At 58.8% G+C, this 20873-nt stretch carries 19 protein-coding genes; 13 read left to right on the forward strand and 6 right to left on the reverse strand.

The window, feature by feature from the left end; all coding sequences use genetic code 11:
- On the reverse strand, positions 1-243 hold a 243-nt coding region (locus tag WAW39_RS08055), incomplete at its 3' end, for a hypothetical protein (RefSeq protein ID WP_422317584.1).
- A 288-nt stretch (positions 244-531) separates the two neighbouring features.
- Here WAW39_RS08055 and nuoD point away from each other — a divergent pair.
- Positions 532-1791: an NADH dehydrogenase (quinone) subunit D gene (nuoD, locus tag WAW39_RS08060; RefSeq protein ID WP_422317586.1), complete on the forward strand. Its 1260-nt coding sequence runs from the start codon at positions 532-534 to the stop codon at positions 1789-1791.
- A gap of 36 nt (positions 1792-1827) precedes the next feature.
- On the forward strand, positions 1828-2328 hold the full coding sequence (locus WAW39_RS08065) for an NAD(P)H-dependent oxidoreductase subunit E (RefSeq protein ID WP_395730411.1): 501 nt from the start codon (positions 1828-1830) through the stop codon (positions 2326-2328).
- A gap of 65 nt (positions 2329-2393) precedes the next feature.
- Here WAW39_RS08065 and WAW39_RS08070 read toward each other — a convergent pair whose 3' ends face one another.
- Positions 2394-3059, reverse strand: coding sequence for a type II secretion system protein (locus tag WAW39_RS08070; RefSeq protein WP_422317590.1), 666 nt, complete (start codon positions 3057-3059; stop codon positions 2394-2396).
- Positions 3060-3374: 315 nt separating this feature from the next.
- Between WAW39_RS08070 and ppdK the strand changes: the two genes are divergently transcribed.
- Entirely contained in the window at positions 3375-6323 is a 2949-nt protein-coding gene (gene ppdK / locus WAW39_RS08075; RefSeq protein ID WP_422317592.1) for a pyruvate, phosphate dikinase, read from the forward strand.
- 142 nt (positions 6324-6465) lie between these two features.
- Here the strand turns inward: ppdK and WAW39_RS08080 are convergent, their stop codons facing one another.
- Positions 6466-7023 (reverse strand): hypothetical protein, encoded by a 558-nt coding sequence (locus WAW39_RS08080; protein ID WP_422317594.1) that lies wholly within the window; start codon positions 7021-7023, stop codon positions 6466-6468.
- A 74-nt stretch (positions 7024-7097) separates the two neighbouring features.
- Here WAW39_RS08080 and WAW39_RS08085 point away from each other — a divergent pair, with 74 nt between their 5' ends.
- From WAW39_RS08085 to WAW39_RS08110, 6 genes are read left to right on the forward strand one after another with little or no spacing between them, the layout of a single operon-like run.
- Positions 7098-7553 carry a DUF2452 domain-containing protein gene (locus WAW39_RS08085; protein WP_422317596.1) on the forward strand — a complete coding sequence of 152 codons (456 nt, stop codon included), beginning with the start codon at positions 7098-7100 and terminating at the stop codon, positions 7551-7553.
- A complete protein-coding gene (locus WAW39_RS08090) occupies positions 7553-8803 on the forward strand; it encodes a valine--pyruvate transaminase (protein WP_422317598.1) in 1251 nt (416 codons plus the stop codon). The genes WAW39_RS08085 and WAW39_RS08090 overlap by 1 nt, the downstream gene beginning before the upstream one ends.
- Positions 8781-9761 carry an SAM-dependent methyltransferase gene (locus tag WAW39_RS08095; protein WP_422317600.1) on the forward strand — a complete coding sequence of 327 codons (981 nt, stop codon included), beginning with the start codon at positions 8781-8783 and terminating at the stop codon, positions 9759-9761. The genes WAW39_RS08090 and WAW39_RS08095 overlap by 23 nt, the downstream gene beginning before the upstream one ends.
- Positions 9758-11176, forward strand: a complete 1419-nt coding sequence (locus WAW39_RS08100; RefSeq protein ID WP_422317602.1) for a TonB-dependent receptor — start codon at positions 9758-9760, stop codon at positions 11174-11176. Before WAW39_RS08095 ends, WAW39_RS08100 begins: the two co-directional genes overlap by 4 nt.
- A 52-nt stretch (positions 11177-11228) precedes the next feature.
- Positions 11229-11534, forward strand: a complete 306-nt coding sequence (locus WAW39_RS08105) for a PLD nuclease N-terminal domain-containing protein (RefSeq protein ID WP_422317604.1) — start codon at positions 11229-11231, stop codon at positions 11532-11534.
- Positions 11531-12604, forward strand: coding sequence for an HD domain-containing protein (locus WAW39_RS08110; protein WP_422317605.1), 1074 nt, complete (start codon positions 11531-11533; stop codon positions 12602-12604). Before WAW39_RS08105 ends, WAW39_RS08110 begins: the two co-directional genes overlap by 4 nt.
- On the opposite strand, the gene WAW39_RS08115 is transcribed toward WAW39_RS08110, so the two are convergent.
- Together WAW39_RS08115 and WAW39_RS08120 are read right to left on the reverse strand one after the other, a co-directional pair.
- Positions 12601-13701 carry a site-2 protease family protein gene (locus WAW39_RS08115; RefSeq protein ID WP_422317607.1) on the reverse strand — a complete coding sequence of 367 codons (1101 nt, stop codon included), beginning with the start codon at positions 13699-13701 and terminating at the stop codon, positions 12601-12603. The genes WAW39_RS08110 and WAW39_RS08115 overlap by 4 nt on opposite strands.
- A gap of 17 nt (positions 13702-13718) precedes the next feature.
- Entirely contained in the window at positions 13719-15497 is a 1779-nt protein-coding gene (locus tag WAW39_RS08120; protein WP_422317609.1) for a SulP family inorganic anion transporter, read from the reverse strand.
- A 187-nt stretch (positions 15498-15684) separates the two neighbouring features.
- Between WAW39_RS08120 and WAW39_RS08125 the strand changes: the two genes are divergently transcribed.
- Complete coding sequence (locus WAW39_RS08125; RefSeq protein WP_422317611.1) at positions 15685-15981, forward strand: Smr/MutS family protein; 297 nt, start codon at positions 15685-15687, stop codon at positions 15979-15981.
- 6 nt (positions 15982-15987) lie between these two features.
- On the opposite strand, the gene WAW39_RS08130 is transcribed toward WAW39_RS08125, so the two are convergent.
- Entirely contained in the window at positions 15988-16371 is a 384-nt protein-coding gene (locus tag WAW39_RS08130; RefSeq protein WP_422317613.1) for a hypothetical protein, read from the reverse strand.
- Between the two features lie 254 nt (positions 16372-16625).
- Here WAW39_RS08130 and tig point away from each other — a divergent pair, with 254 nt between their 5' ends.
- From tig to WAW39_RS08145, 3 genes are all read left to right on the forward strand, one after another.
- A complete protein-coding gene (gene tig / locus WAW39_RS08135; protein ID WP_422317615.1) occupies positions 16626-17975 on the forward strand; it encodes a trigger factor in 1350 nt (449 codons plus the stop codon).
- A 161-nt stretch (positions 17976-18136) separates the two neighbouring features.
- Positions 18137-20083 (forward strand): RecQ family ATP-dependent DNA helicase, encoded by a 1947-nt coding sequence (locus WAW39_RS08140; protein ID WP_422317617.1) that lies wholly within the window; start codon positions 18137-18139, stop codon positions 20081-20083.
- 96 nt (positions 20084-20179) lie between these two features.
- On the forward strand, positions 20180-20866 hold the full coding sequence (locus WAW39_RS08145; protein ID WP_422317619.1) for a hypothetical protein: 687 nt from the start codon (positions 20180-20182) through the stop codon (positions 20864-20866).
- Positions 20867-20873: the final 7 nt, after the last annotated feature.

Below are 20873 nucleotides of genomic sequence, written 5' to 3' on the forward strand. Positions count from 1 at the left end.
GCTGGCACGGTCGTAGGCCATCAGCACGGCAGGCCGCGTCCCGCTCCATTCACGTCTCGTGATCTGGGCCTTTCTGCGGACGGTGAGCCCGGCAGGCATGAAACTGGTGGCCTGGATCCACGCATCGCATTTCAAATTCTGGGAAAACTGTTTGAGCTCCTCGGCGAGCACCCGGTGGCCTTCAGCGGTGAGCGCCCGCGTCTCATCGCGAATACCGTCTGCAGGTGGCTCAGTCTGGGCCACTCCCCATCCTGCCATGGCTAGCCACACCGCGGCAAAAACCGGGAAAAGCTGGGGTCGCTTGAGGCGTGGAGCGTATCGCATGTCCGGCCTCAGTCTGTCCCAGACCGGGCCTGAGGGCAACTTCCGGCGTGGCAGCCCTCGGTCCTTGACCCTATAATAAACGGGCTGGAGAGGGTTTTTTGAGGCTGGTTTGAGCGCGCTTGTGAAATTTTTCACAAAATCGCCTTGCCGCTCTTTGGGCAGCGTAGATAGATACCCCTCACGCACGCTACCAGCCCCCTGCTTTTCATGCCCACTGTCACCCGAGAATACGAGGCCCCGGATACCGCCGCCAAAGCGGCCCGGCAGCTCGAAGCTGTGGAAGAAGCCACGACGGACATCGTCGGAGAGAAACTGGTGCTCAACATGGGGCCCAGCCATCCGGCCACCCACGGTGTGTTGCGGCTCATTCTGGAACTCGACGGCGAAATCATCACCAAGTGCGATCCCGATGTGGGCTTCCTGCATCGTGGCGACGAAAAAATCGCCGAGAACATGCACTACAACCAGTTCGTGCCCTACACGGATCGGCTGGACTATCTGGCACCGCTGGCGAACAACGTCGCCTATGCCCTCGCTGTGGAAAAGCTCATGGGCTGGGAAGTCCCTGAGCGTGGCCGCGCGATCCGCGTGATCTGCTGCGAACTGGCCCGCATTTCCGCCCACATGCTCGGAGTCGGGGTGTTTGCCATGGATGTCGGTGCCATGACCGTGTTCCTCTACACCTTCACCGAGCGCGAAAAGATCTACAATCTATGCGAGCAGCTCACCGGCGCGCGCTTCACCACCAGCTACACCCGCGTGGGTGGCCAGATCCGCGATTTGCCGAATGGCTTTGTCGGTGCCGTGAAAACCTTCCTCGATCAGCTGGAGCCTGTCATCGATGAGATCGACAAGCTGCTCTCGCGCAATCGCATCTTCATCGACCGCACGCAGGACATCGGGATCATCTCCAAAGAAGACGCCATCGGTTACGGTCTCACAGGCCCAAACCTGCGCGGTTCAGGTGTCGAACATGACCTTCGCAAGGCGCATCCTTACCTCGATTACGACAAGTACGAGTTCGACGTGCCAGTCGGCACCAAGGGCGACTGCTATGATCGTTATCTGGTGCGCATGGAAGAGATGCGCCAGAGCGTGCGCATCCTCCGGCAGGTGTTCGCGACTCTGCCGGAAGGCCCCATCAATGTGGCCGACGCCAAAGGGCTGCTGCCAAAGAAGGAAAAAGTGCTGATGAAGATGGAGGAGCTCATCCACCACTTCATCATCTCCACCCAGGGCATTGATGCTCCTGCGGGAGAAGTTTATTTCGCCGCCGAAAATCCCAAGGGAGAGCTCGGCTTCTACATCAACAGCACCGGCGGCGGTGTCCCGCACCGCTTGAAAATCCGCGCCCCCTCTTTCCTCAATCTCAGCATCATCTCCAAGCTGATCCCCGGCCACATGCTCAGCGACATTCCTGCAGTGCTTGGCAGCCTGGACTTCGTCATGGGCGAATGTGACCGCTGATTCATCCTAACCATTTCATCCGAGACACTCCCCCGCATGGCCTTTGAAGTTCCAGCCGAATTGGAAAAACGCATGGACGAGGCGATCTCGCACTATCCTGTTTCCAAACGCAGCGCCGTCCTCCCCCTGCTGCATCTGGTGCAGGAGCATTTCCGCTTCATCAGTGAAGAGGCCGTGAACTGGGTGGCCGCCAAGCTCTCTCTGGAGCCGATTCAGGTGCTCGAAGTCGTCACCTTCTATCCGGGCTTCCGCCAAACCGCTCCCGGCAAGTACCACATCCGCGTGTGCCGCACGCTCTCATGCGCCATGGCAGGAAGCTACGAGCTGATGGACGCGCTTTGCAAAGCCGGCAACATCGACCGCTCCCACACGGATCATCATCATCCCATCGCGGTCAGCGCCGATGGCAAGTACAGCATTGAATTTGCCGAGTGTCTGGCAAGCTGCGGTTTTGGTCCGGTTTGCATGATCGAGGACGACTTCTATGAGAAAGTCGATCCTGCCAAAGCGGGTGAACTGCTCGCGCAGCGCGCCTGATCCAGGCATAAAAAAGCGCAGCGGTTTGCCGCTGCGCCTCTAGGTGTAACGGATGTCAGGCCCTGTCACTTGCTCCGCCAGGACACAACGTCGTCTGGAGTCTGTGCCTTCAAGTCCTGGCCCCAGCTGTAAATGGCGACTTCCAGAGGAAGCTTCTGCGGTGGAGGGCTGATGGCGTTCGCAGAGATCTTGGGATCCGAGTTGGTCAAATCTGGATTGGCCACCTGCAGATCACCATTGGTATCAAGCAGCACATAATAGACGGTGCCCCAGAGATCGACCAGCTTGTAAGGGGGCTGGGCATTGACCAGGCCAAACTTGCCATTCCTGGCAATCGGCAGGTCGATGAATTTGATGCCCTTGGGGTTCAGGTTGACTGCTCCACCGCCACCTGAGGCTGAGGATGAGGATGATGTCAGCGTAGTGAGCGCACCGACGATGCCGCTGTTCTCATCTGTCGGCAAAGCCTGAATGTCCTGGCCGGAGGCTGCCGCGCTGAGCAGGCTGGGATTCACCGGCCAGCGGTTGTAATCAACCTGATAGCTCGTGATGGCGCTACGCATGTCTTTGAGGACCACCTGCACCTGCAACTTTCTCCCATCCGCCATCAGCTTGTTGGCCTGTGAGATGACCAGACCTGCAAGGACGGCGATGATGGTGATCACCACCAGCAGTTCGATGAGCGTAAAGCCCGGTCGTGTGGAAAAGTTGGAACGAGGTTTGAGTTTCATGATCTTCGGTTGGGTTTGTGTTGGGCGTGTACCAGGAACGAAAGGGGTTCGAAAAAAACAGTCGTCGTTCCGACTGAAGTATTTAATCGTTTTTGCGTTGCCACGTCAATACTTGTCATGAACAAGCGCCAACTTCGACGGGTGCTGACAAGGTGAACCACGACCCTTGTGACCCTTGATGCGCCGCCTTCACCGGGAGCTTTGATTGTCAACTAATGCTTGCATCATATACTGCAACGATTTAAATCCGCGCTTCAAACCCCACTGAACACACACACAACCACGAATCGCATCAGACGATTCGAAATATCTCATATGGCAAAGACAGCATCCAAGGGCAGCGCAGACAAAAAGAAGTACGTTTACTTTTTCGGACCAGGAAAATCAGACGGCGATGGTTCCATGAAAGCATTGTTGGGCGGCAAGGGCGCCAATCTCGCAGAGATGAGCCGCATCGGCCTTCCCGTTCCTCCCGGGTTCACCATCAGCACAGAAGTCTGCACGTACTTCTACGAGAACAAGAGAACCTACCCTGCCTCTTTGCAGTCGCAGATGGAAGCTGCCGTCAAAGGCATGGAAAAAATCATGGGCTACAAGTTCGGTGACGCCAAAGGCTTCCCGCTTCTCGTTGCCGTGCGTTCCGGTGCGCGTGACTCCATGCCCGGCATGATGGACACGATCCTCAACCTTGGTCTGAACGATCAAACCGTTCTCTCCCTGGTTGCCGCCACGAACAACGAACGCTTCGCCTGGGACTGCTACCGCCGTTTCGTTCAAATGTATGGTGACGTCGTTCTCGGCGTGCAGAAGCTCGAAGGTGAAGACCATGAGCCGTTTGAAATGGCCATCGAAAAGTTCAAACACGAAACCTACGGCAAGGACATCATCGACAGCGATCTGACCGCCGATGACCAGAAGGAACTGGTGAAGCGTTTCAAGGCTCTCGTCAAAGAGCGCACCGGCAAGGTGTTCCCTTCCGATCCATGGGATCAGCTGCGTGGTGCTGCCGGCGCCGTCTTCGGCAGCTGGATGAATGACCGCGCCATCGTTTATCGCCGCAAGTACAACATCCCTGCCGAGTGGGGCACTGCCGTGAACGTGCAGGCCATGGTCTTCGGCAACACCGGTCCGACTTCTGGATCCGGCGTGGCCTTCACCCGCAATCCTGCGAACGGCACCAACGAATTCTACGGTGAGTTCCTCATCAATGCCCAGGGCGAAGACGTCGTCGCCGGCGTGCGCACTCCTGAGCCGGTGATCCAGCTCAAGAAGGAAATGCCGAAGTCCTACGCCGAACTGCTCCTGGTCCGCCAGAAGCTTGAAAAGCATTTCAAGGACGTGCAGGACATCGAGTTCACCATTCAGGAAGGCAAGCTGTTCATGCTGCAGACCCGCAATGGCAAACGCACCGCCGCTGCCGCTCTGAAGTTCTCCATCGACATGGTGAAGGAAAAGCTCATCGACTGGGAGACCGCCGTGCTGCGCAATCCAGCCGATCAGCTCGAACAGCTCCTTGCTCCGATCTTTGACGTCGCTGACGTGAAGAGGGCCAAGGCCATCGCTTCCGGTCTTCCTGCCGGCCCGGGTGCCGCATCTGGCAAGATCTACCTCAACGCCGACCGCGCCGTCATCGCCGAAGCAAAAGGTGAGAAAGTGCTCCTCGTCCGCAACGAAACCAGCCCGGAAGATCTTCGCGGCATGATCGCTGCCGAAGGCATTCTGACCGCACGTGGTGGTGTTTCATCCCACGCCGCTCTCGTCGCCCGTCAGATGGGCAAGGTTTGCATCTGCGGTGCCGCCGCTCTGGAAATCGATTACGACAAGAAGACGGTTTCTGTCGCAGGTGTGACCTTCAATGAAGGGGATTACCTCTCCATCGACGGCACCAGCGGCATCGTTTACGGCGGCGAGCTGAAGACTGCTCCTTCCGAAATCATCACCGGCATGATCAGTGGTGACAAGGCCGCGCAGAGCACCGAAAAATTCAAGAGCTTCCAGCAGCTCATGATCTGGTGCTCCAAGGCCACTCGCATGCAGGTCCGCACCAACGCCGACAATCCGGAGCAGACGCAGAACGCCATCGCTTTCGGTGCTCAGGGCATCGGTCTCACCCGCACCGAACACATGTTCTTTGAAGGTGACCGCATCGACGCCGTGCGTGAAATGATTCTGGCTGACAACGTGGCTGACCGCAAAAAGGCGCTCGCCAAACTGCTGCCTTATCAGCGTGATGACTTCACCGGCATCTTCAAGGCCCTCAAAGGTCTTCCTGCCACCATCCGTCTGCTTGATCCTCCGCTTCACGAATTCGTGCCGCACGAAGAAAAAGCTCAGGCTGAACTCGCCAAGAAAATGGGCGTGTCGGTTGAGAAAGTCACCGCACGTGTTGCTGCTCTGCATGAGTTCAATCCGATGCTCGGACATCGCGGCTGCCGTCTCGGCATCGCCTATCCTGAGATCACCGAGATGCAGGCTCGCGCCATCTTTGAAGCCGCCGCAGATGTGGCGAAGCTGAAGATCAAGGTGAAACCTGAGGTGATGATTCCGCTCGTCGGCTTCAAGAAAGAACTCGACCTGCAGGTCGAAATCGTGCATAAGGTAGCAAAAGAAGTGATGGCTGAGAAAAAAATTAAGCTCGACTATCTTGTCGGCACCATGATTGAGGTGCCGCGTGGAGCTCTCACGGCTGATGAAATCGCCGAGACCGCACAGTTCTTCAGCTTCGGCACCAATGACCTCACGCAGACTGCGCTTGGCATCAGCCGTGATGACATGGGCAGCTTCCTGATGCCTTACACGGAGAACGAAATCTTCAAGAAGAACCCCTTTGCCACGCTGGATCAAACCGGTGTTGGCCAGCTCATCAATATCGCCATCGAAAAAGGCCGCAAGACCAAGCCCGACATCAAGCTGGGCATCTGCGGTGAACACGGTGGCGATCCTGAGAGCGTCAAATTCTGCCATCGTGCAGGCCTCACGTATGTGAGTTGCAGTCCTTTCCGGGTCCCAGTCGCACGCCTTGCCGCAGCGCAGGCCGCGATCGAAGAAAAGCGCGCCGCCGCTCCGGCCGCCGCAGGAAAAAGTGTCCGTGGAGGTGCCAAAAGCGCGTCCGTGGCAAAACAAAACAACAACGCAACCAACAACAAACAGAGGATAAACACCATGGCTAAGAAAGCTGCAAAGAAAGCCGCCAAAAAGGCGCCCGCAAAGAAAGCCGTCAAAGTCGCAAAGAAGGCCGCTAAGAAGGCTGCGAAGAAGAAGTAACGCATTGGCCTCCTAGGGAGGTCAATGTGGCGGAGCAATCCGCCGCCAAAAGCCCTGTGGGGATCACTCCTCACAGGGCTTTATCTTTGAATGCGATGGCCTTTGTCGCGATCTCGGTCCAGAAATGAACGTGCGTCTGTTCTTAACGCTTCACGTCTTGGTCGTAAACGGAGCCGGGAGGCGGCGCAGAAAGATAGGTTCCCCCGGCCGACATGGCATCATTGCGGATGCTTTTGGATTGGCTGAGCTGTTCATTGGCAGCTCGCATGCTGCCCATGCCTGCGGAACCTCCCATGCCTGTAACGGCCCCATAATTCTGGTAGGATGGGCTGTAGAAGGAGTTGCCTCCCTGAGTGACTTGGACTGAATTCAAAGCCACGGGCTGGTCAGGAGTCGGAACCCCGTCGGATTTGCGCTCTGATTCCGCAAGGTAGTGTTTGTTCCATGCCGCGTTGTTGACGTTCTCAGCGACCTTGGAATCCAGCCGGTGCTTTTCTTCCGCATAGTCAGCCTTGCTCAGTGCACCGCTGGCGCGCTTTTTCTCAAGTTCATCGTACATGACCTGATATCTGGCGCGGACCACTTTTTCGTAGGCATTCAGATCTGCCAATGTGGGGATGCTGTCCATGGTTCTGCTGGCGCATGAAGCCAGAAGACCAGAGAGCACTGCGGCCTGGAGGAGTTTCGAGACGTTATTCATGGCTCATTCTAAGCCCCCGCAGCGGCATTTCAAATCAAAGCGCCGTTGCATACCGCACCCCCGCAGTCCATTTTATGATAGAAAACGCCCCTGTTTTGGACCCCATCGACGCTGCTCTGCAAGCCCCCGAACCCCGCGGCAATTACCTGCCGTACCCAGTTTCGCGCCTGGCTGCCAACATCATCCCCCAGGATCTTACCAACTTCAAATCCCGCGGCGTTTCCCGGGTCGAGCGCGTCCTCCAGCAGGAGATGGTGGAAATCCAGGAGCGCTACATGGAGGTCATCGACGCGTTCAACTGGAACAAGCTCATCTACGAAAGCAGCTTCGGTTTTGAACCTGTCTGTGGCGAGGTCTATCACCTCTACGAAGTCTCGGGCAGGCACCAGCTCAGCATGATTTCTCCCGAGGAGTGGCATCAGCGCTGGCTCGGCAGCGTCAGACTGAACGCGGATGGCCGCTGGCAGATTGAAAAAGCTGCGCCAGATTTCAGCATTCGCGACTGGGTGCAGACCTCGGTCGCCTCTTGATGCAACCCACCTTCTCAGACATCGGCCAGCGCCTAGCGGGCCCCAGCGGCATCCAGGAACTCATGGATGATTGCGGAGCTGCGCTCACCACCCATCCGGACATGCGCATGCTCGGCGGCGGCCAGCCTGCAGCCATTCCCGAGGTGCAGCAGCTCTGGCGCACGCGCATGCATGCCATGCTCGATGACGGCAGCATCGATCGCACCTTGCTCAACTACGATCCTCCCGGTGGCAATCCGCTTTTCAGGGAAGCCTTCGCCGCCTTTCTCCAGCGTGAATGCGGCTGGAACGTGACCCACGAAAACATCGCGGTCATGCCGAGTTCGCAGTCCGCGTTCTTCCTGCTCTTCAATCTTCTCGCCGGTCAGACCGGCACTGCCAGGAAGCGCATCCTCTTCCCGCTGCTGCCTGAATACATCGGCTACGCCAATCAGGCGCTCTCCCCCGGCCAGTTCACCGCTTGTCTCCCCCGCATTGTCGAAACCGCCCCGCACGAGATCAAATACCACGTCGATTTCGATCAGCTGCGCATCACACCCGACATCGCCGCGATGTGTGTCTCGTGCCCCACGAATCCCACGGGCAACGTTCTCACGCAAAACGAGTTCGAAAGCCTGCACGCACTGGCGGATGCGCACGGCATTCCTCTCATCATCGACAACGCCTACGGCCATCCCTTTCCCGGCGTCATTCACAACGGCTTCCAACCCCAGTGGCAGCCGGGCATGATCTTCAGCATCAGCATGAGCAAAGTCGGCCTGCCCGGCGTGCGCACCGCCATGATCGTTGCCGATCCTCACATCGTGAAGGCGCTCTCAAACATGAACGCCATTGTCTCGCTGGCGAATGGCAATCTCGGCCAGGCGCTCCTCATGCCGCTGCTCAAAGACGACACCCTCGTCAAACTCGGCCCCTCGGTCATTCGCCCCTTCTACCGCGAACGCTCCGACTTCGCCAAATCCGTGCTCGCATCAGCACTGGGAGATCGCGTTCCATGGGCTCTGCATGCTCAGGAAGGGGCCTTCTTCCTCTGGCTCTGGGTCAATGGCCTGCCCATCCCAGCGGCAGAATTGTATCGCAGGCTCAAAGAACGCAAAGTCCTCGTCATCCCCGGGCATTACTTCGCCTTCGGTCTGGAGAAGGAGTGGCGCCATCCGCATGAGTGCCTGCGCCTCACCTACTCGCAGCCTGAGCACATCGTGCGCGAAGGCTTGGAAATCATCGCTGATGAAATCATCCGCAGTTTCTGAGCCCTTCTCCGCCTTCATGGCACGTGCCCTGTTCGACCCCGAACGCGGTTACTACACCCGCCACATCAAGACCGTCGGCGCACGCGGCGACTTCTCCACTTCCGCTACTCTCTCGCCAGCGTTGGGTCACGCCATCGCAGCATGGCTCAAAGCGGAATCCCGTTTGCAGCCGCAGGTGCGTCACATCATTGAGGTCGGCGCAGGCGATGGATCGCTCATGCATGCGGTGCACAAGGCGCTCGGCTGGTTGGCGCGCCGTCGCTTCACGTTTCACATCGTCGAGACCTCCCCGGTGCTGCGGCAGGAGCAGCAAAAGAAGCTGGGCACCAAGGTGACATGGCATCAAAATCTCGAATCCGCACTCGCTGCTGCGCAAGGCCACGCGCTCATCTACCACAACGAACTCCTCGACGCCTTCCCCGCCACCCTCGTGCAATGGAACGCTGCCGAGCAGCGCTGGCTTGAGGTCTGGGTGCCGGAGCAGTTGCATCCGCACGCTCTCGACTCCGCCCATTACAGCGCCCTGCGTCACACCACCTTTGCCGACCGCCAGCGCTGTGAGCTTCACCCCAGTGTGCGCGACTGGCTGCACCAATGGACACCGCATTGGAAAGGCGGCGCCATGCTCACCATCGACTACGGCGACGAATTCCCCCGGCTCTACCATCGGCGGCCACACGGCACGCTGCGTGCTTATCTCCTGCATCAAAGACTCACCGGAGCCGACATCTATGTCAATCCTGGCCGCCAGGACATCACTGCCGACATCAACTTCACCGACTACGCCGCCTGGCTGCTTGAACTGGGCCTCACAGAGGCTTCGCGCCAGACCTTGGCCGAATTTCTGCATGCACGCGCTGCACCAGCCGCGCTCACCGACGCCGATGGAGCCGGAACTGCCTTCAAATGCTTCGTGCATCGCCGTCAGCCATGCGCATCATCAAATCACCCCACATGAATTCTGTTAACGACCGCCCCGGCACGCTTGAAAAAGCGCTCAAGATCAATCTCGCGCACACCATTTACGGCACCTTTGCTGAAATCGGAGCCGGACAGGAAGTCGCCAATTGGTTTTTCCGCGCCGGCGGCGCATCTGGCACCGTGGCCAAGACCATGTCGGCTTATGACATGACCATCAGCGACGAGATTTACGGCAAATGCTCCCGCTACGTCTCGCGCCAGCGCATGTGCGACATGCTGGAGCATGAATATCCCATGCTCATTCAGCGGCTGAATGCCAAGCGGGGCGCCACCACCACCTTCTTCACGCTGGCAGACACTGTGCGCGCTCGTTCCTACCGCGACACCAAGGAGGAATGCCACGGCTGGATCGGCCTGCGCTTTCAGACAGATCCCGGCGGTCCCAGCAGCGAAATCCAGATGCATGTGCGTCTCTTGGACGACTCCAATGCGCGGCAGTCGGATGCCCTCGGCAAACTCGGCGTCAATTTCATCTACGCCGCTTTCCATTTGCGGGATGATCTCTCCACTTTCCTTCAAAGCCTGCTCGACGACCTCAGCCGCAAGCGGGTGGAAATTGACATGATCGATTTCACCGGCCCTGCTTTCGCCGCCTCGGAGTTCCAGGACCGTCTCGTGGCATTGAAACTCGTCCGCCTCGGTCTGGCTGACGCCGCACTGTTCGGTGCCGATGGCGAAATCTGGCAGGCTTCCGATGTGCTTTACAAAAAGCCGGTCTTCCTCAAGCGCGGCAGCTTTGATCCCATCACCAAGCTCAATCTCGACATGATCGAGCGCGGTCAGGCCGCGTTTCAGGCAGATTTCGGTGAGGCCGCCCGCAACAACATCGAGATTCTTGAAATCACCATGCACAATCTCCTCGCCAGTGGTGCCGAGGTGCCGGACAGCGAATTCCTCGCGCGTGCAGATGTCCTCCAGGCACTTGGCAAAAACGTGCTCATCTCGACATACCCGGAGTTCCACCGTGTCAGCAGCTACCTTGCGCGCCACACACAGTGCCCCATTGGCATCGTGCTTGGCCTGCCTTTGTTCCAAGAACTCTTTAACGAACGCTGGTGCACGGATCTCGAAGGCGGCTTGCTGGAAGCCTTTGGGAGGCTCTTCAAAAATCAGGTCCGTGTCTATGTCTATCCCATGGGCAATCCCATGAACGGCCAGATTCTCGGGCTGAACGACGTTCGCGTCACTCCTGAGCAAAGGCATCTGCTCCGCTACCTGATTGAAACCCAGAGCGTGCGGGCGCTGGAGGAGCCAAATCAGGACTTCCTCTTTCACACCAGCGCCGAAGTGCGCAACATGATCCACGCACGGGATGGCAACTGGCAGTCCCTTGTGCCAGACATCGTTCTTAAGCAGGGGCCGTGGCGTGAGATCGGGCAGCCAGTTATATAACACCGGCATACCTATTGCTTTTCTGGGCGCAACCGCTTGAATTCGCGGCTTCATGCCGGACTTCAAATTCACCAGCACAGAACCGCTCTGGATCGCAGTCTGGGTCGTTTATATCCTGATTTACTGGGTGACTCTCGCCTACCTGCTCAACCGCAGACGCTTTGGTACCCATGAGCGTATCCTCTGGTTCCTGGTCATTACTTTCGCCCCTGTCATCGGCATTCTGTTGTTTTTCTTCATCAGCGAAGACGACAAACTTCCGGCCACTCACGCCTCCCAAAGCCGCCCTCCGCTTTCAGATACCACCGGCACTCCCTGGCAAAACAAGCCCGGCCACACCAAAGACTCCGCCCCATGAGCGATCAAATGCCAGACGACCTCGACCTCATCACGATCACCCAGCTGCGGCAGGTCGCGAATCCAACACCGCAGCCCTACCGCTTGCACCTGCAGGTCGAATCACGCATCGAAAAAGCCACCAGCTCTGGCAGTCCCTTCTTCGAGGTGAAGCTCGTTGATGCCGCCGATTCGTTCATCTGGCGGGTCTTTGACAACAATCCGCTGTTCCAAGACGCGGCCAAGCTGGGGCGCAATGCTTTCATCCAGCTCGCAGGACAGTGGGTGGAGGGCAAATACGGTCTTGAACCACGGCAGGTGCAGATGCGCATGCTCGCCGAAGATGAAGCCAGCACACTGCTTCTCGGAGATCCCGATCTCTCAGCACGCCAGTCGGCCGATTACACTGACATCGTCTCCTTCGTCGAATCCATGCGTGACCCCCGTCTCGCAAAGCTCTGCCGGGTGTTTCTAGAACGCCACGGCGAGCGCTTCCGCCGCACCGGCGCAGCACGCAAAAACCATCATGCCCGCCGTGGCGGCCTGGTGGAGCATGTGGCGCAGATGATGCGCTGCGCGGTGGCGCTGGCGGGCCTCTATCCGCAGTTGAACCGCGACCTCATGATCGCGGGTGTCTTGTTTCATGACTGCGGCAAACTCTGGGAGAATGTCTATGCCGAGTCCGGCTTCACCATGCCGTACAATCTCACCGCCGAAATGCTCGGCCACATCCCGCTGGGACTGGAACTGGTGAACAAGCTCTGGCGGGATCTGCTGGAAGATCCTTCTGCTGCGGAATGGGCCTCCTTGGAGCCCGCTTCGGAAATCGTGCGTCTCCATCTGCTGCATCTCATCGCGGCCCATCACGGCAGCCTTGAATTCGGTTCCCCGGTTCTGCCAAAGACGCCTGAGGCCGTGGCGCTGCATCACGTCGATAACATCGACGCCAAGCTCGAAATGTTCCGTCGCGGCTATGCCAGCAGCAAAGAACTCGCGCCCGGCATCTTTGAAAAATTTTCCCCATGGCCGGTGAACATCGTTGCACCGTTGCCTACAGTGCATCTGCCACCGGCGGAGAGCGTAGCTTCTTAGGCGCGCAGTTTCATCAGTGCTGCGCGTACCATGAGGGTCTCACCCACGTTTTCCGTGGTGAGCAGGCCGATGAGTTCACCGCTGATGGGATCAAGGACCGGCAGGGCCGGGCAATTGCTGGAGTTCAAGGTTTCCAGCGCCTGAGTGAGGTCAATGGTTGACTGAGTCGATTCAGGGCAGGGGCGCATCACATCCACCACCGGCTGCCCCGGGCCCTTTTCCGCGAGAGCCGAGATCAGATCATGTCGCGTCAGCATGCCCTGGATGCCGCCATGGGCGTCCAGCACAGGAAAGTCCTGCTGTGCACCCGCGAGCAGCAGCTCGACTCCATCGCGCAGAGTGGCCTCTGGCGGCAGGCTGCGGAAATCCGTGAGCATGGCATCACGCACGCGCAGATTCCGCGTGGCCTCCTGCTGGGTGACCATGGCCGCCTCCTGGCCTGCGGCCATGAAGATGAAGAAGCAGATGAGCAGCAGCATGGGCTGAAACGTGTGGTTCAGCAGCATGTAGATGGCCACCATCATCGCAATGCCCTGTCCGATCGAAGCCGCCCGGCGTGTGGCAGCACCGTACTCCATGAACATGGCGAACAAGGCGCGCAGCACCCGGCCGCCGTCCATGGGAAAGGCGGGGATCAGGTTGAACACGACCATGAGGATGTTCCACATCATGAGCTTCTGGAAGAAATGGCCTGATTGCAGAAAATCGTAGCCGGGATGGAACGCCGTGTTGATGCCAAGGCCCAGCCAAATGGCCGCTGCGATGATCACATTGACCAGCGGGCCGCTGATGGCCACCACCAGCTCCTGCGAAGGTTTGCGCGGCATGCGCTCCAGCCGCGCCACGCCGCCGATGGGCAGCAGCGTGATGTCCGGCGTGCGGATGCCGTAGCCCCGCGCCGCCGTGACGTGCCCAAATTCATGCAGCACCACACACGCAAACATGGCGGTGATGAACAGGGTCGACTCCAGCGCTGCAGGAAGCCCCTGTCCGCTTAAAAAGCTCTGGCTGGCGACAAACAGCAGCAGCAGCAGGAAGGTGACATGAACACGAACCTCAGTGCCGGCAAAGGTGAAGAGGCGAAAGGACCATTTCATAGAGGGGGAAGTCAAAACTAGAGCTTGGGGGATTTCGAAGGGTCGTAGTAGATACGCACATCAGCGTCTTTGATGCCTAGAATCTCCTGCGCACGGCGCAAAGCATTCCGGGTGGAAAGATTGGGATTGGACGGACTGGCCGGGAAGAGATTGTCCTTGCCGATCACCTCCACCATGCCCGCACCTTTCAGCACGCGGTACAGATCTTTCGACACACCGCTGACGATCAGGTCCCGCCCGTCAGCACGCAGCGTGCGCACCAGTTCTTCAATCGCCATGGCGCAGGTGGCATCGAGGTGGCGTGCATTCTTCAGCCGCAGGATGACAATCCGCAGATTCGGGTCAGTGCAGGAGCCCTGGATTTGCGTGCGGAACAGGTCGGCCGACGCAAAAAACAAATCGCCCTCCACATGCACGATGGAGATGGCCGGATGCTGGCGCCCGCCCTGGTGCGCTTCGGCCAGATTGCCTTCCTCATTGAAAACGTACTCCACCAGCGAGGGCTGGCTGGCTTTGTGCAGATAGAGAATGATCGAAATGCCCACACCAGTGAAGATCGCCACATGCAGAGGCACCATCAGCGTGGCCACGAAAGTTGTGATAAACACCGCCGCATCCGCCCCCGTGGCTCGCAGGGAAATCTGGATCTGCCGCTTGTTGATGAGCGCCACGGCCACGCAGATCACCATCGCCCCCAGCGCAGCCTTGGGGATGAACGCCACCAGCGGGCCGATCGTCAACGCCGCCACCAAACACACCACGCCACTCACAATGGCAGACACTGGCGTCACCGCCCCGCTCTCATACGCTGCCAGCGAACGCGTCAGTGAATGGGATGCAGGCATGCCGCTGAGGTAGGCGCAGGCCAGATTCGCCGCGCCAAGGCTCAGCATGTCCTGGTTGGCATCCACATTGTGCCCTGATCGACTGGCCAGCGTGCGCGCCATCGCGGAGTTTTCCATCATCGCCACAAACGCGAGCGAAAGCGCCAGCCCAAAGAGCTGGCTGAACTGCGCCGAGGCATTTCCACTGGTGAAGTCTGGAAACGGCGGCAGCAGCGTGCGCCAGGTGAAGGACAAATCGGAATACGTGGCCACCTGCAGCCCGGCTTTGTTCATCATCACGGCGATGAGAGACATCAGGATGAGCGTCAGCGTCAGGGCCGGGAAGCGTTTGCCGAAACGTTTGAGGCCGTAGTAGCAGCCTATAGCCAGAGCGCAGATCAGTGCACTCGGCCAGTGAATGCCCCCGAGATTGCCCAGCACATCATGCACATCGGAGACCAGTGTTCGAGCCACCGGTTTCCCGGAAGGCTCGGAGATCTGCTGCCCCAGCACCACCGGGAGCTGATGTGCAAACATCTGCAATGCGGCGCCTGTAAGATATGCCACCACCACCGCCCGGCTGATGAACCGCGCCATGTCCGCCACGCGGAAATACGCGCCGAAGATCAGCAGCGCACCCACGAGGAACACCAGCATTGGCATCGAGGCCATTTGATTCAGGTTGGGAAACGCGGCGAAATAGGACGACACCATGAAGGCCGTGGCATTCGTCGGCCCATAGATGGAGTGCCGTGAGCTCATCAGCAGCGCCCCAACCACACAGGCTACTGCCGAACACGTGATGCCATAGGCCAGCGGCAGCCCTGCCACCACGGCAAACGCCATGCCTTGCGGGATGGCCAGCAGCGCACCGTCCAGCCCGCTTCTGGAGTCCGCCTTGAACATTTCTTTGTTGTAGCCCTTCAGCATCTGCCTGAGCGGAAACGGGTCCAGCTCACTGGCTGCGGCCATGGTCTGCAGCCATGTTCGGCCCCGACTTGCGAATTCACGCAGTTGCTGGAACCTGGCTTGTAGATGGGAGGGCAAAAGAAACTCCTTGGAAACGCTTGGCCCATGCTAAACGCCTCAGCACAGATCACAAGCTTTGTGCTTATACGATTGCCGCTGGACTCAAGGTTCTATCGAATCACCTTTAACCATGCCCGCAGATGCCGACGAACCCATCCCCGATGTGGTGGAGCATCCCATCGGTCCAGAGCTCGACCTGCACACCTTCCGGCCCAATGAAATCGGCAGCCTGCTGCCTGAATATTTCGCCGAATGCCGCAAGCGCGGCATCCTCCGCGTCCGCATCATCCACGGCAAAGGCAGCGGCACCCTTCGAAGCGGCGTGCATCAATTGCTCGCGAAACTGCCCGAAGTTCAGCAGTTCATCTGGCCTGCCGATGAAACCAGCGGCTCTTGGGGCGCCACCTGGGTCATTTTGCGGGCCTGAAGCTCGTCAGGGAGTCCAGTTGGCACTCGTCCACACCTTCGGTTTGGCGTTTTCCAGCTTCTCCAAATCCAGCGCCGTGCCGTTTTTGACTTCGAGTTTCTGCCCGCGGATTTCCAGTGTCAGGGGGCCGGCGAGGTCGGTTTTTTCCAGCCAGAATCGCAGGCGGACGTCGCCCGTGCTCTGGGCTTCGATGCTCGGCGGGCGTTCCACAGGGAGAATAAAAGGGGGCACCTCTTTGCCTGCGCCATTGATCAAACGCACGTCCGGTGCCTGCATGGAGAGCGGCCGGGGGCTGGAATTTTTGTAGCGCACCTCCAAATCCAGCCGGGCATTGCCAAAATCCCGCTCCAGCGTGCTGCGGCGCAGCTGTAGGGGGGAATCGGCGCTCATTTCGGCTCCAGAACTGTTTTCAGCGGGGTTTGGGGCCGTTTGAAACGACCACCAAATAGCGATTCCGCCTACGATAAGCAGCAGCCAGACCTCAAATCTCTGAAAAATACGCATGATGGCTAAAATCGGGGATGTCGTTCTCTGTTTGTCAAAACCGTCAAACTGTCTATCATGCGCGCCCCTCCGGCCCGGACGCGGTTCCCCACCGCCCGGTTGTTGCGATGGAAAACACTTCGCCCCCTAACCTCTTTCTCATGAACATCAACGTCGAACATCAGCCCAACTGCCGCGCCGTCGCCCACGTCCGCGTTCCTTCCGACCAGGTCGGCAAAGAACGTGACGAGATCATCACCTACTTCGCCGGCATGGTCCGCATGCCCGGCTATCGCCCCGGCAAAACGCCGAAGAGCATCGTCGCCAAACGCTACGAAAACGAAGTGAAGGACGAACTCGAAAAGAAGCTCATCAGCGAAGGCCTGCGCCAGGCCGTGAAGAGCGAAGGCCTCGAGCTCCTCAACGTCCTCGCTGTGAACGACAAAATGTATCACGACACGGACAAGAGCTTCAGCTTCACCATCGAGATGAGCCTCGCGCCGAAGTTTGAGCTCCCCGAGTACACCGGCATCCCGGTCAAGCTCCCCCGCATCGAAGTCACCGACGCAGATGTGGACCATGATCTCCTCCACCTCCGTGAAAATCAGGCCACCTACGAAGACGTGGACCGCGTCGCCGCCGTGGGTGATGTCGTCGTTCTCAGCGTCACCGGCAGCCTCGACGGCCAGCCCATCGCCGAAGCCATGCCAGACGCCCCCTCCCATCTCAAGGAGATGAAGGAAAACTGGTTCCTCCTCGCCGACGAAGACGATTTCCTCCCCGGCTTCTACGCAGGCCTCGTCGGCATCGCCAAAGATGACGAGCGCACGCTCAACATCACTCTGGCAGACGACTTCAACTTCGAAGCCCTGCGCGGCAAGACCATCGCCCTGAACGTTAAATGCCACGGCGTGAAGAACAAGGCCGTGCCGGAACTCACCGAAGAGTTCATCAAAAAGATCGCCGGTGAGGAAATGAGCCTCGAAACCCTGCGCGACGAAGTGCGCGACGCCATCCGCCGCCGCCGCGAGCAGGCCCGTGATGCCGCGAAGTCCAATCAGGTCATCGCCCACCTCTTTGAAAAGGTGGAGTTCGAACTTCCCCAGGAAGTCGTGAACCGCGAAGCCCAGCGCCGCACCAACGAAATCGCCCAGCGCGCTATGCAGCAGGGCATCGGCGAAGAAGAATTGATCAAGCAGCAGGACGAGATCCTCAACAGCGCCACCAATCAGGCACGCCAGAACGTCAAAGTCAGCTTCATCCTTGAGCAGATCGCCAAGAAGGAAGCCCTCGAAGTTCCCGCCCAGAAGATCGCCATGGCCCTCGCCCAGATCGCCGAGCGTCAGAAGACCCCCGCCAAGAAGTTCATGGCCGAGGCTCAGAAAAACGGCCTCATCGACAACGTCCGCAGCGACCTGCTCCTGCAGGAAGCCATGGAGTTCCTCAAGTCCAAGGCCATCGTCGAAGAAACCGAGCCCGAGCCGGAACACTGCGACACGCACAGCAAGTAATCGCGGAGCCTGGCTCTTGGGTTGAAAAGTTCCTGAGTTAAATCAGGCTGGAGGCCGGCGAATTTTCGCCGGCCTTCGCATTTTGCTGCGACACACTTTGGGGTGAGCCCAGCCTCAAGGTTTGCATTGCATGTCAAAGCCCGCATGTGCCATGAGTGCGCATGCCCCAAGATCTCCACGCCGCCCTCAAACAGCACTTTGGCCACAAGGCCTTTCGTGCCGGACAGGAGCAGGTGATGGAGGCCCTGCTCGCAGGAAGAAGCGCACTTGCGCTCTTCCCCACCAGCGCCGGCAAATCACTTTGCTATCAATTGCCAGCGCTGCTCATGGACGGTGTCACGCTGGTCATCTCGCCGCTGATTGCGCTGATGAAGGACCAGGTGCAGGCGCTGCGCGCACGTGGCATTGCCGCAGCACGCTTGGATTCCTCACTTTCAGCGGATGAAGCGGCACAGGTCTTTGACGACATGCGCAATGGCACGCTCAAGCTGCTCTACATCGCCCCGGAGCGGCTCATGAATGAAAACTTCGTCGAGCGTCTCAAGCGCCTGCGCATCTCCATGATGGCGGTCGATGAAGCGCATTGCATCTCCGAGTGGGGCCACAATTTTCGCCCGGAATACCTGCGTCTGGCACTCGTCGCGAAGGAGCTCGGCATCAAGCCCGTGCTCGCCCTCACCGCCACCGCCACGCCTTCGGTCGCGGCAGACATTCGCAAGGCCTTCGGCATCGAGCCAGCGGATCATGTCCAGACCTCTTTCCTGCGGTCAAATCTCCACTTTCGCATCACACCCTGCACCGCCCAGCAGCGCCTGCCTGTGCTCACCAAGCTGCTGCTGAAGCGCAAGGTGCCCTCCATCGTTTACGTGACGTTGCAAAACACCGCCGAGCATGTGGCCACGCATTTGCAGAAGAATGGCGTGAACGCTCTCGCCTATCACGCCGGTTTGCCGGACGAGCACCGGCACGCCGCACAGGATGCCTTCATGAACGGCCAGACCGATGTCATCGTCGCCACCATCGCTTTCGGCATGGGCATCGACAAAGCGGACATCCGCGCCGTCTATCACTACAACCTTCCCAAGACCCTCGAAAACTACTCCCAGGAAACCGGCCGTGCGGGTCGCGATGGCAAGGTCTCCGTCTGCGAGCTGCTCGCCTGCGCGGACGACTGCATCGTGCTGGAAAACTTCACCTTTGGCGACACCCCCACGCCGCAGGCCATCCGCCAGCTTCTCGATCATCTGCTGCTCCAAGGCGCGGAATTCGATATCTCGATGTACGATCTCGCCCATGCCACGGACATTCGCCCGCTGGTCATCGAGACGGTCATCACCAACCTCGAACTCGAAGGCATCCTGCGTCCGCTCGGCTCGTTTTACGCCAGCTACCAGTTCCGCTTCATCCAGCCGGAGCAGCGCATCCTTTCCGGCCATAAACCCGAGCGCCAGGCATTCCTCCGCCTGTTGTTTCAATGCGGCAAACGCGGCACCAAGTGGATCACGCTGAATCCTGACGAAGCCGCCGCCGAACTCAATGAACCACGTGACCGCGTGCTCAAAGCACTCACCTGGCTGCAGGAATCCGGCGACATCGAACTCAAGCCCAGCGGCAGCCGCCAGAAATATCGGCTGTCCGAAGACGCGCATCGCCGTGACCCCAAGGAGATCACCAAAAAGATGCAGCAGCTCTTTGCGGACCGCGAACGTCGCGATGTCGAGCGCCTGAACGAAGTGCTCACCTTCGCCCAGCATCGCGGCTGCCTCACCCGCTGGCTCCTGCACTACTTCGGTGAAGAAATGGCCGCCGACTGCGGCACCTGCACCAGCTGCAAAGAGCGCGAAAAAGGCATCACCGACGAATCACCTCGCGAAATCCCGCAGTCTGAGCCGCCGCCAATCACCGTCGAGCACGTGGCCGCCATTCACGAAGTCATCGCCGAGCGCAAAGCCGCGCTGCGCTCCTCCCGCCAGCTCGCCCGCTTCCTATGCGGCCTCACCAGCCCTGCCACCACGCGTGAGCGCCTTGGCAGACATCCCAGCTTCGGTTTGCTGGAGCGCATTCCCTTTGGCGATGTTCTCGCCCAGACGGAATCCATGCTGAGCTAGGAAGCGCGTCAATAACGGGAATTTACAGTGAGGAAGTGCTGCATAGGTTTGCTTGGAATTTTGCTGGCCTGATCTGAAACCGGCGCACTTTCCCCAATGAAACTTAAATGGAGCATCTGCGGTTTGTCCGCTTGTCTCGTCATCGCCCTGATGCTCCCGGCATGTGGTCGGAATTCTCCTCCGCTGCCGAAAGTGACGGTCAGTGAAGTTCCAGCACCCAAGACAACTTCGATCGTGTTGAAAAGCGGTATGCTGCTCAGGGATGTGGCCAGAGAGGTTTATGGGCATGAGCGGTTCTACCGCTTCATCATGGTGGTGAATGGATTGACGGACGAAAGCAAGATTCCGGCGGGGAAGAACCTTCAGACCCCGTCCCTTGCAGCCGCGTTTCAGGATGTTGGGTTGGACCCACATTATCAACCGGCGATCAATGCGCTCGCCAAAGCGACGATGGAGTTTGAATCCCTGATGCCAGCATACATGACAGTCCGGCAGGCCAGTGGAGTCAGTTCAGGAACATTCACCATTCCCAGAAATATTGGATCTGCCTTTTTTGCACAGGCGGATGCTATGGAGGCGGCAAAGAATGTTTTGTGCAAAGCCAAGCCGCCTCACGAAATTCCCACCATAACCATCCAGCATCTGGAGCAGTCTGTAACTCTCCTTCGAATCCTGGCTAAAGGCGAGATCGACGGTTATGGCTATGATTACGATATGGTAAGCCAGCATACAGCTTTGAGTCTCTCCTGCGCCTTTGTCTGGATGAAGGACGGCTACCGCTGAATGCGGA

This window comes from Prosthecobacter sp. (assembly GCF_049294395.1).
In the GTDB taxonomy this organism is placed as follows: Bacteria; Verrucomicrobiota; Verrucomicrobiia; order Verrucomicrobiales; family Verrucomicrobiaceae; genus Prosthecobacter.

Bases quoted from the DNA above. Each gene is read 5' to 3' on its own strand.
- WAW39_RS08065 (WP_395730411.1), top strand. From the start codon at position 1,828: ATGGCCTTTGAAGTTCCAGCCGAATTGGAAAAACGCATGGACGAGGCG.
- WAW39_RS08115 (WP_422317607.1), bottom strand. From the start codon at position 13,701: ATGAAATGGTCCTTTCGCCTCTTCACCTTTGCCGGCACTGAGGTTCGT.
- WAW39_RS08100 (WP_422317602.1), top strand. From the start codon at position 9,758: ATGAATTCTGTTAACGACCGCCCCGGCACGCTTGAAAAAGCGCTCAAG.
- WAW39_RS08080 (WP_422317594.1), bottom strand. From the start codon at position 7,023: ATGAATAACGTCTCGAAACTCCTCCAGGCCGCAGTGCTCTCTGGTCTT.
- WAW39_RS08120 (WP_422317609.1), bottom strand. From the start codon at position 15,497: ATGGCCGCAGCCAGTGAGCTGGACCCGTTTCCGCTCAGGCAGATGCTG.
- WAW39_RS08130 (WP_422317613.1), bottom strand. From the start codon at position 16,371: ATGAGCGCCGATTCCCCCCTACAGCTGCGCCGCAGCACGCTGGAGCGG.
- WAW39_RS08085 (WP_422317596.1), top strand. From the start codon at position 7,098: ATGATAGAAAACGCCCCTGTTTTGGACCCCATCGACGCTGCTCTGCAA.
- WAW39_RS08125 (WP_422317611.1), top strand. From the start codon at position 15,685: ATGCCCGCAGATGCCGACGAACCCATCCCCGATGTGGTGGAGCATCCC.
- nuoD (WP_422317586.1), top strand. From the start codon at position 532: ATGCCCACTGTCACCCGAGAATACGAGGCCCCGGATACCGCCGCCAAA.
- WAW39_RS08090 (WP_422317598.1), top strand. From the start codon at position 7,553: ATGCAACCCACCTTCTCAGACATCGGCCAGCGCCTAGCGGGCCCCAGC.
- WAW39_RS08095 (WP_422317600.1), top strand. From the start codon at position 8,781: ATGAAATCATCCGCAGTTTCTGAGCCCTTCTCCGCCTTCATGGCACGT.
- tig (WP_422317615.1), top strand. From the start codon at position 16,626: ATGAACATCAACGTCGAACATCAGCCCAACTGCCGCGCCGTCGCCCAC.
- WAW39_RS08145 (WP_422317619.1), top strand. From the start codon at position 20,180: ATGAAACTTAAATGGAGCATCTGCGGTTTGTCCGCTTGTCTCGTCATC.
- ppdK (WP_422317592.1), top strand. From the start codon at position 3,375: ATGGCAAAGACAGCATCCAAGGGCAGCGCAGACAAAAAGAAGTACGTT.
- WAW39_RS08110 (WP_422317605.1), top strand. From the start codon at position 11,531: ATGAGCGATCAAATGCCAGACGACCTCGACCTCATCACGATCACCCAG.
- WAW39_RS08105 (WP_422317604.1), top strand. From the start codon at position 11,229: ATGCCGGACTTCAAATTCACCAGCACAGAACCGCTCTGGATCGCAGTC.
- WAW39_RS08070 (WP_422317590.1), bottom strand. From the start codon at position 3,059: ATGAAACTCAAACCTCGTTCCAACTTTTCCACACGACCGGGCTTTACG.
- WAW39_RS08140 (WP_422317617.1), top strand. From the start codon at position 18,137: ATGCCCCAAGATCTCCACGCCGCCCTCAAACAGCACTTTGGCCACAAG.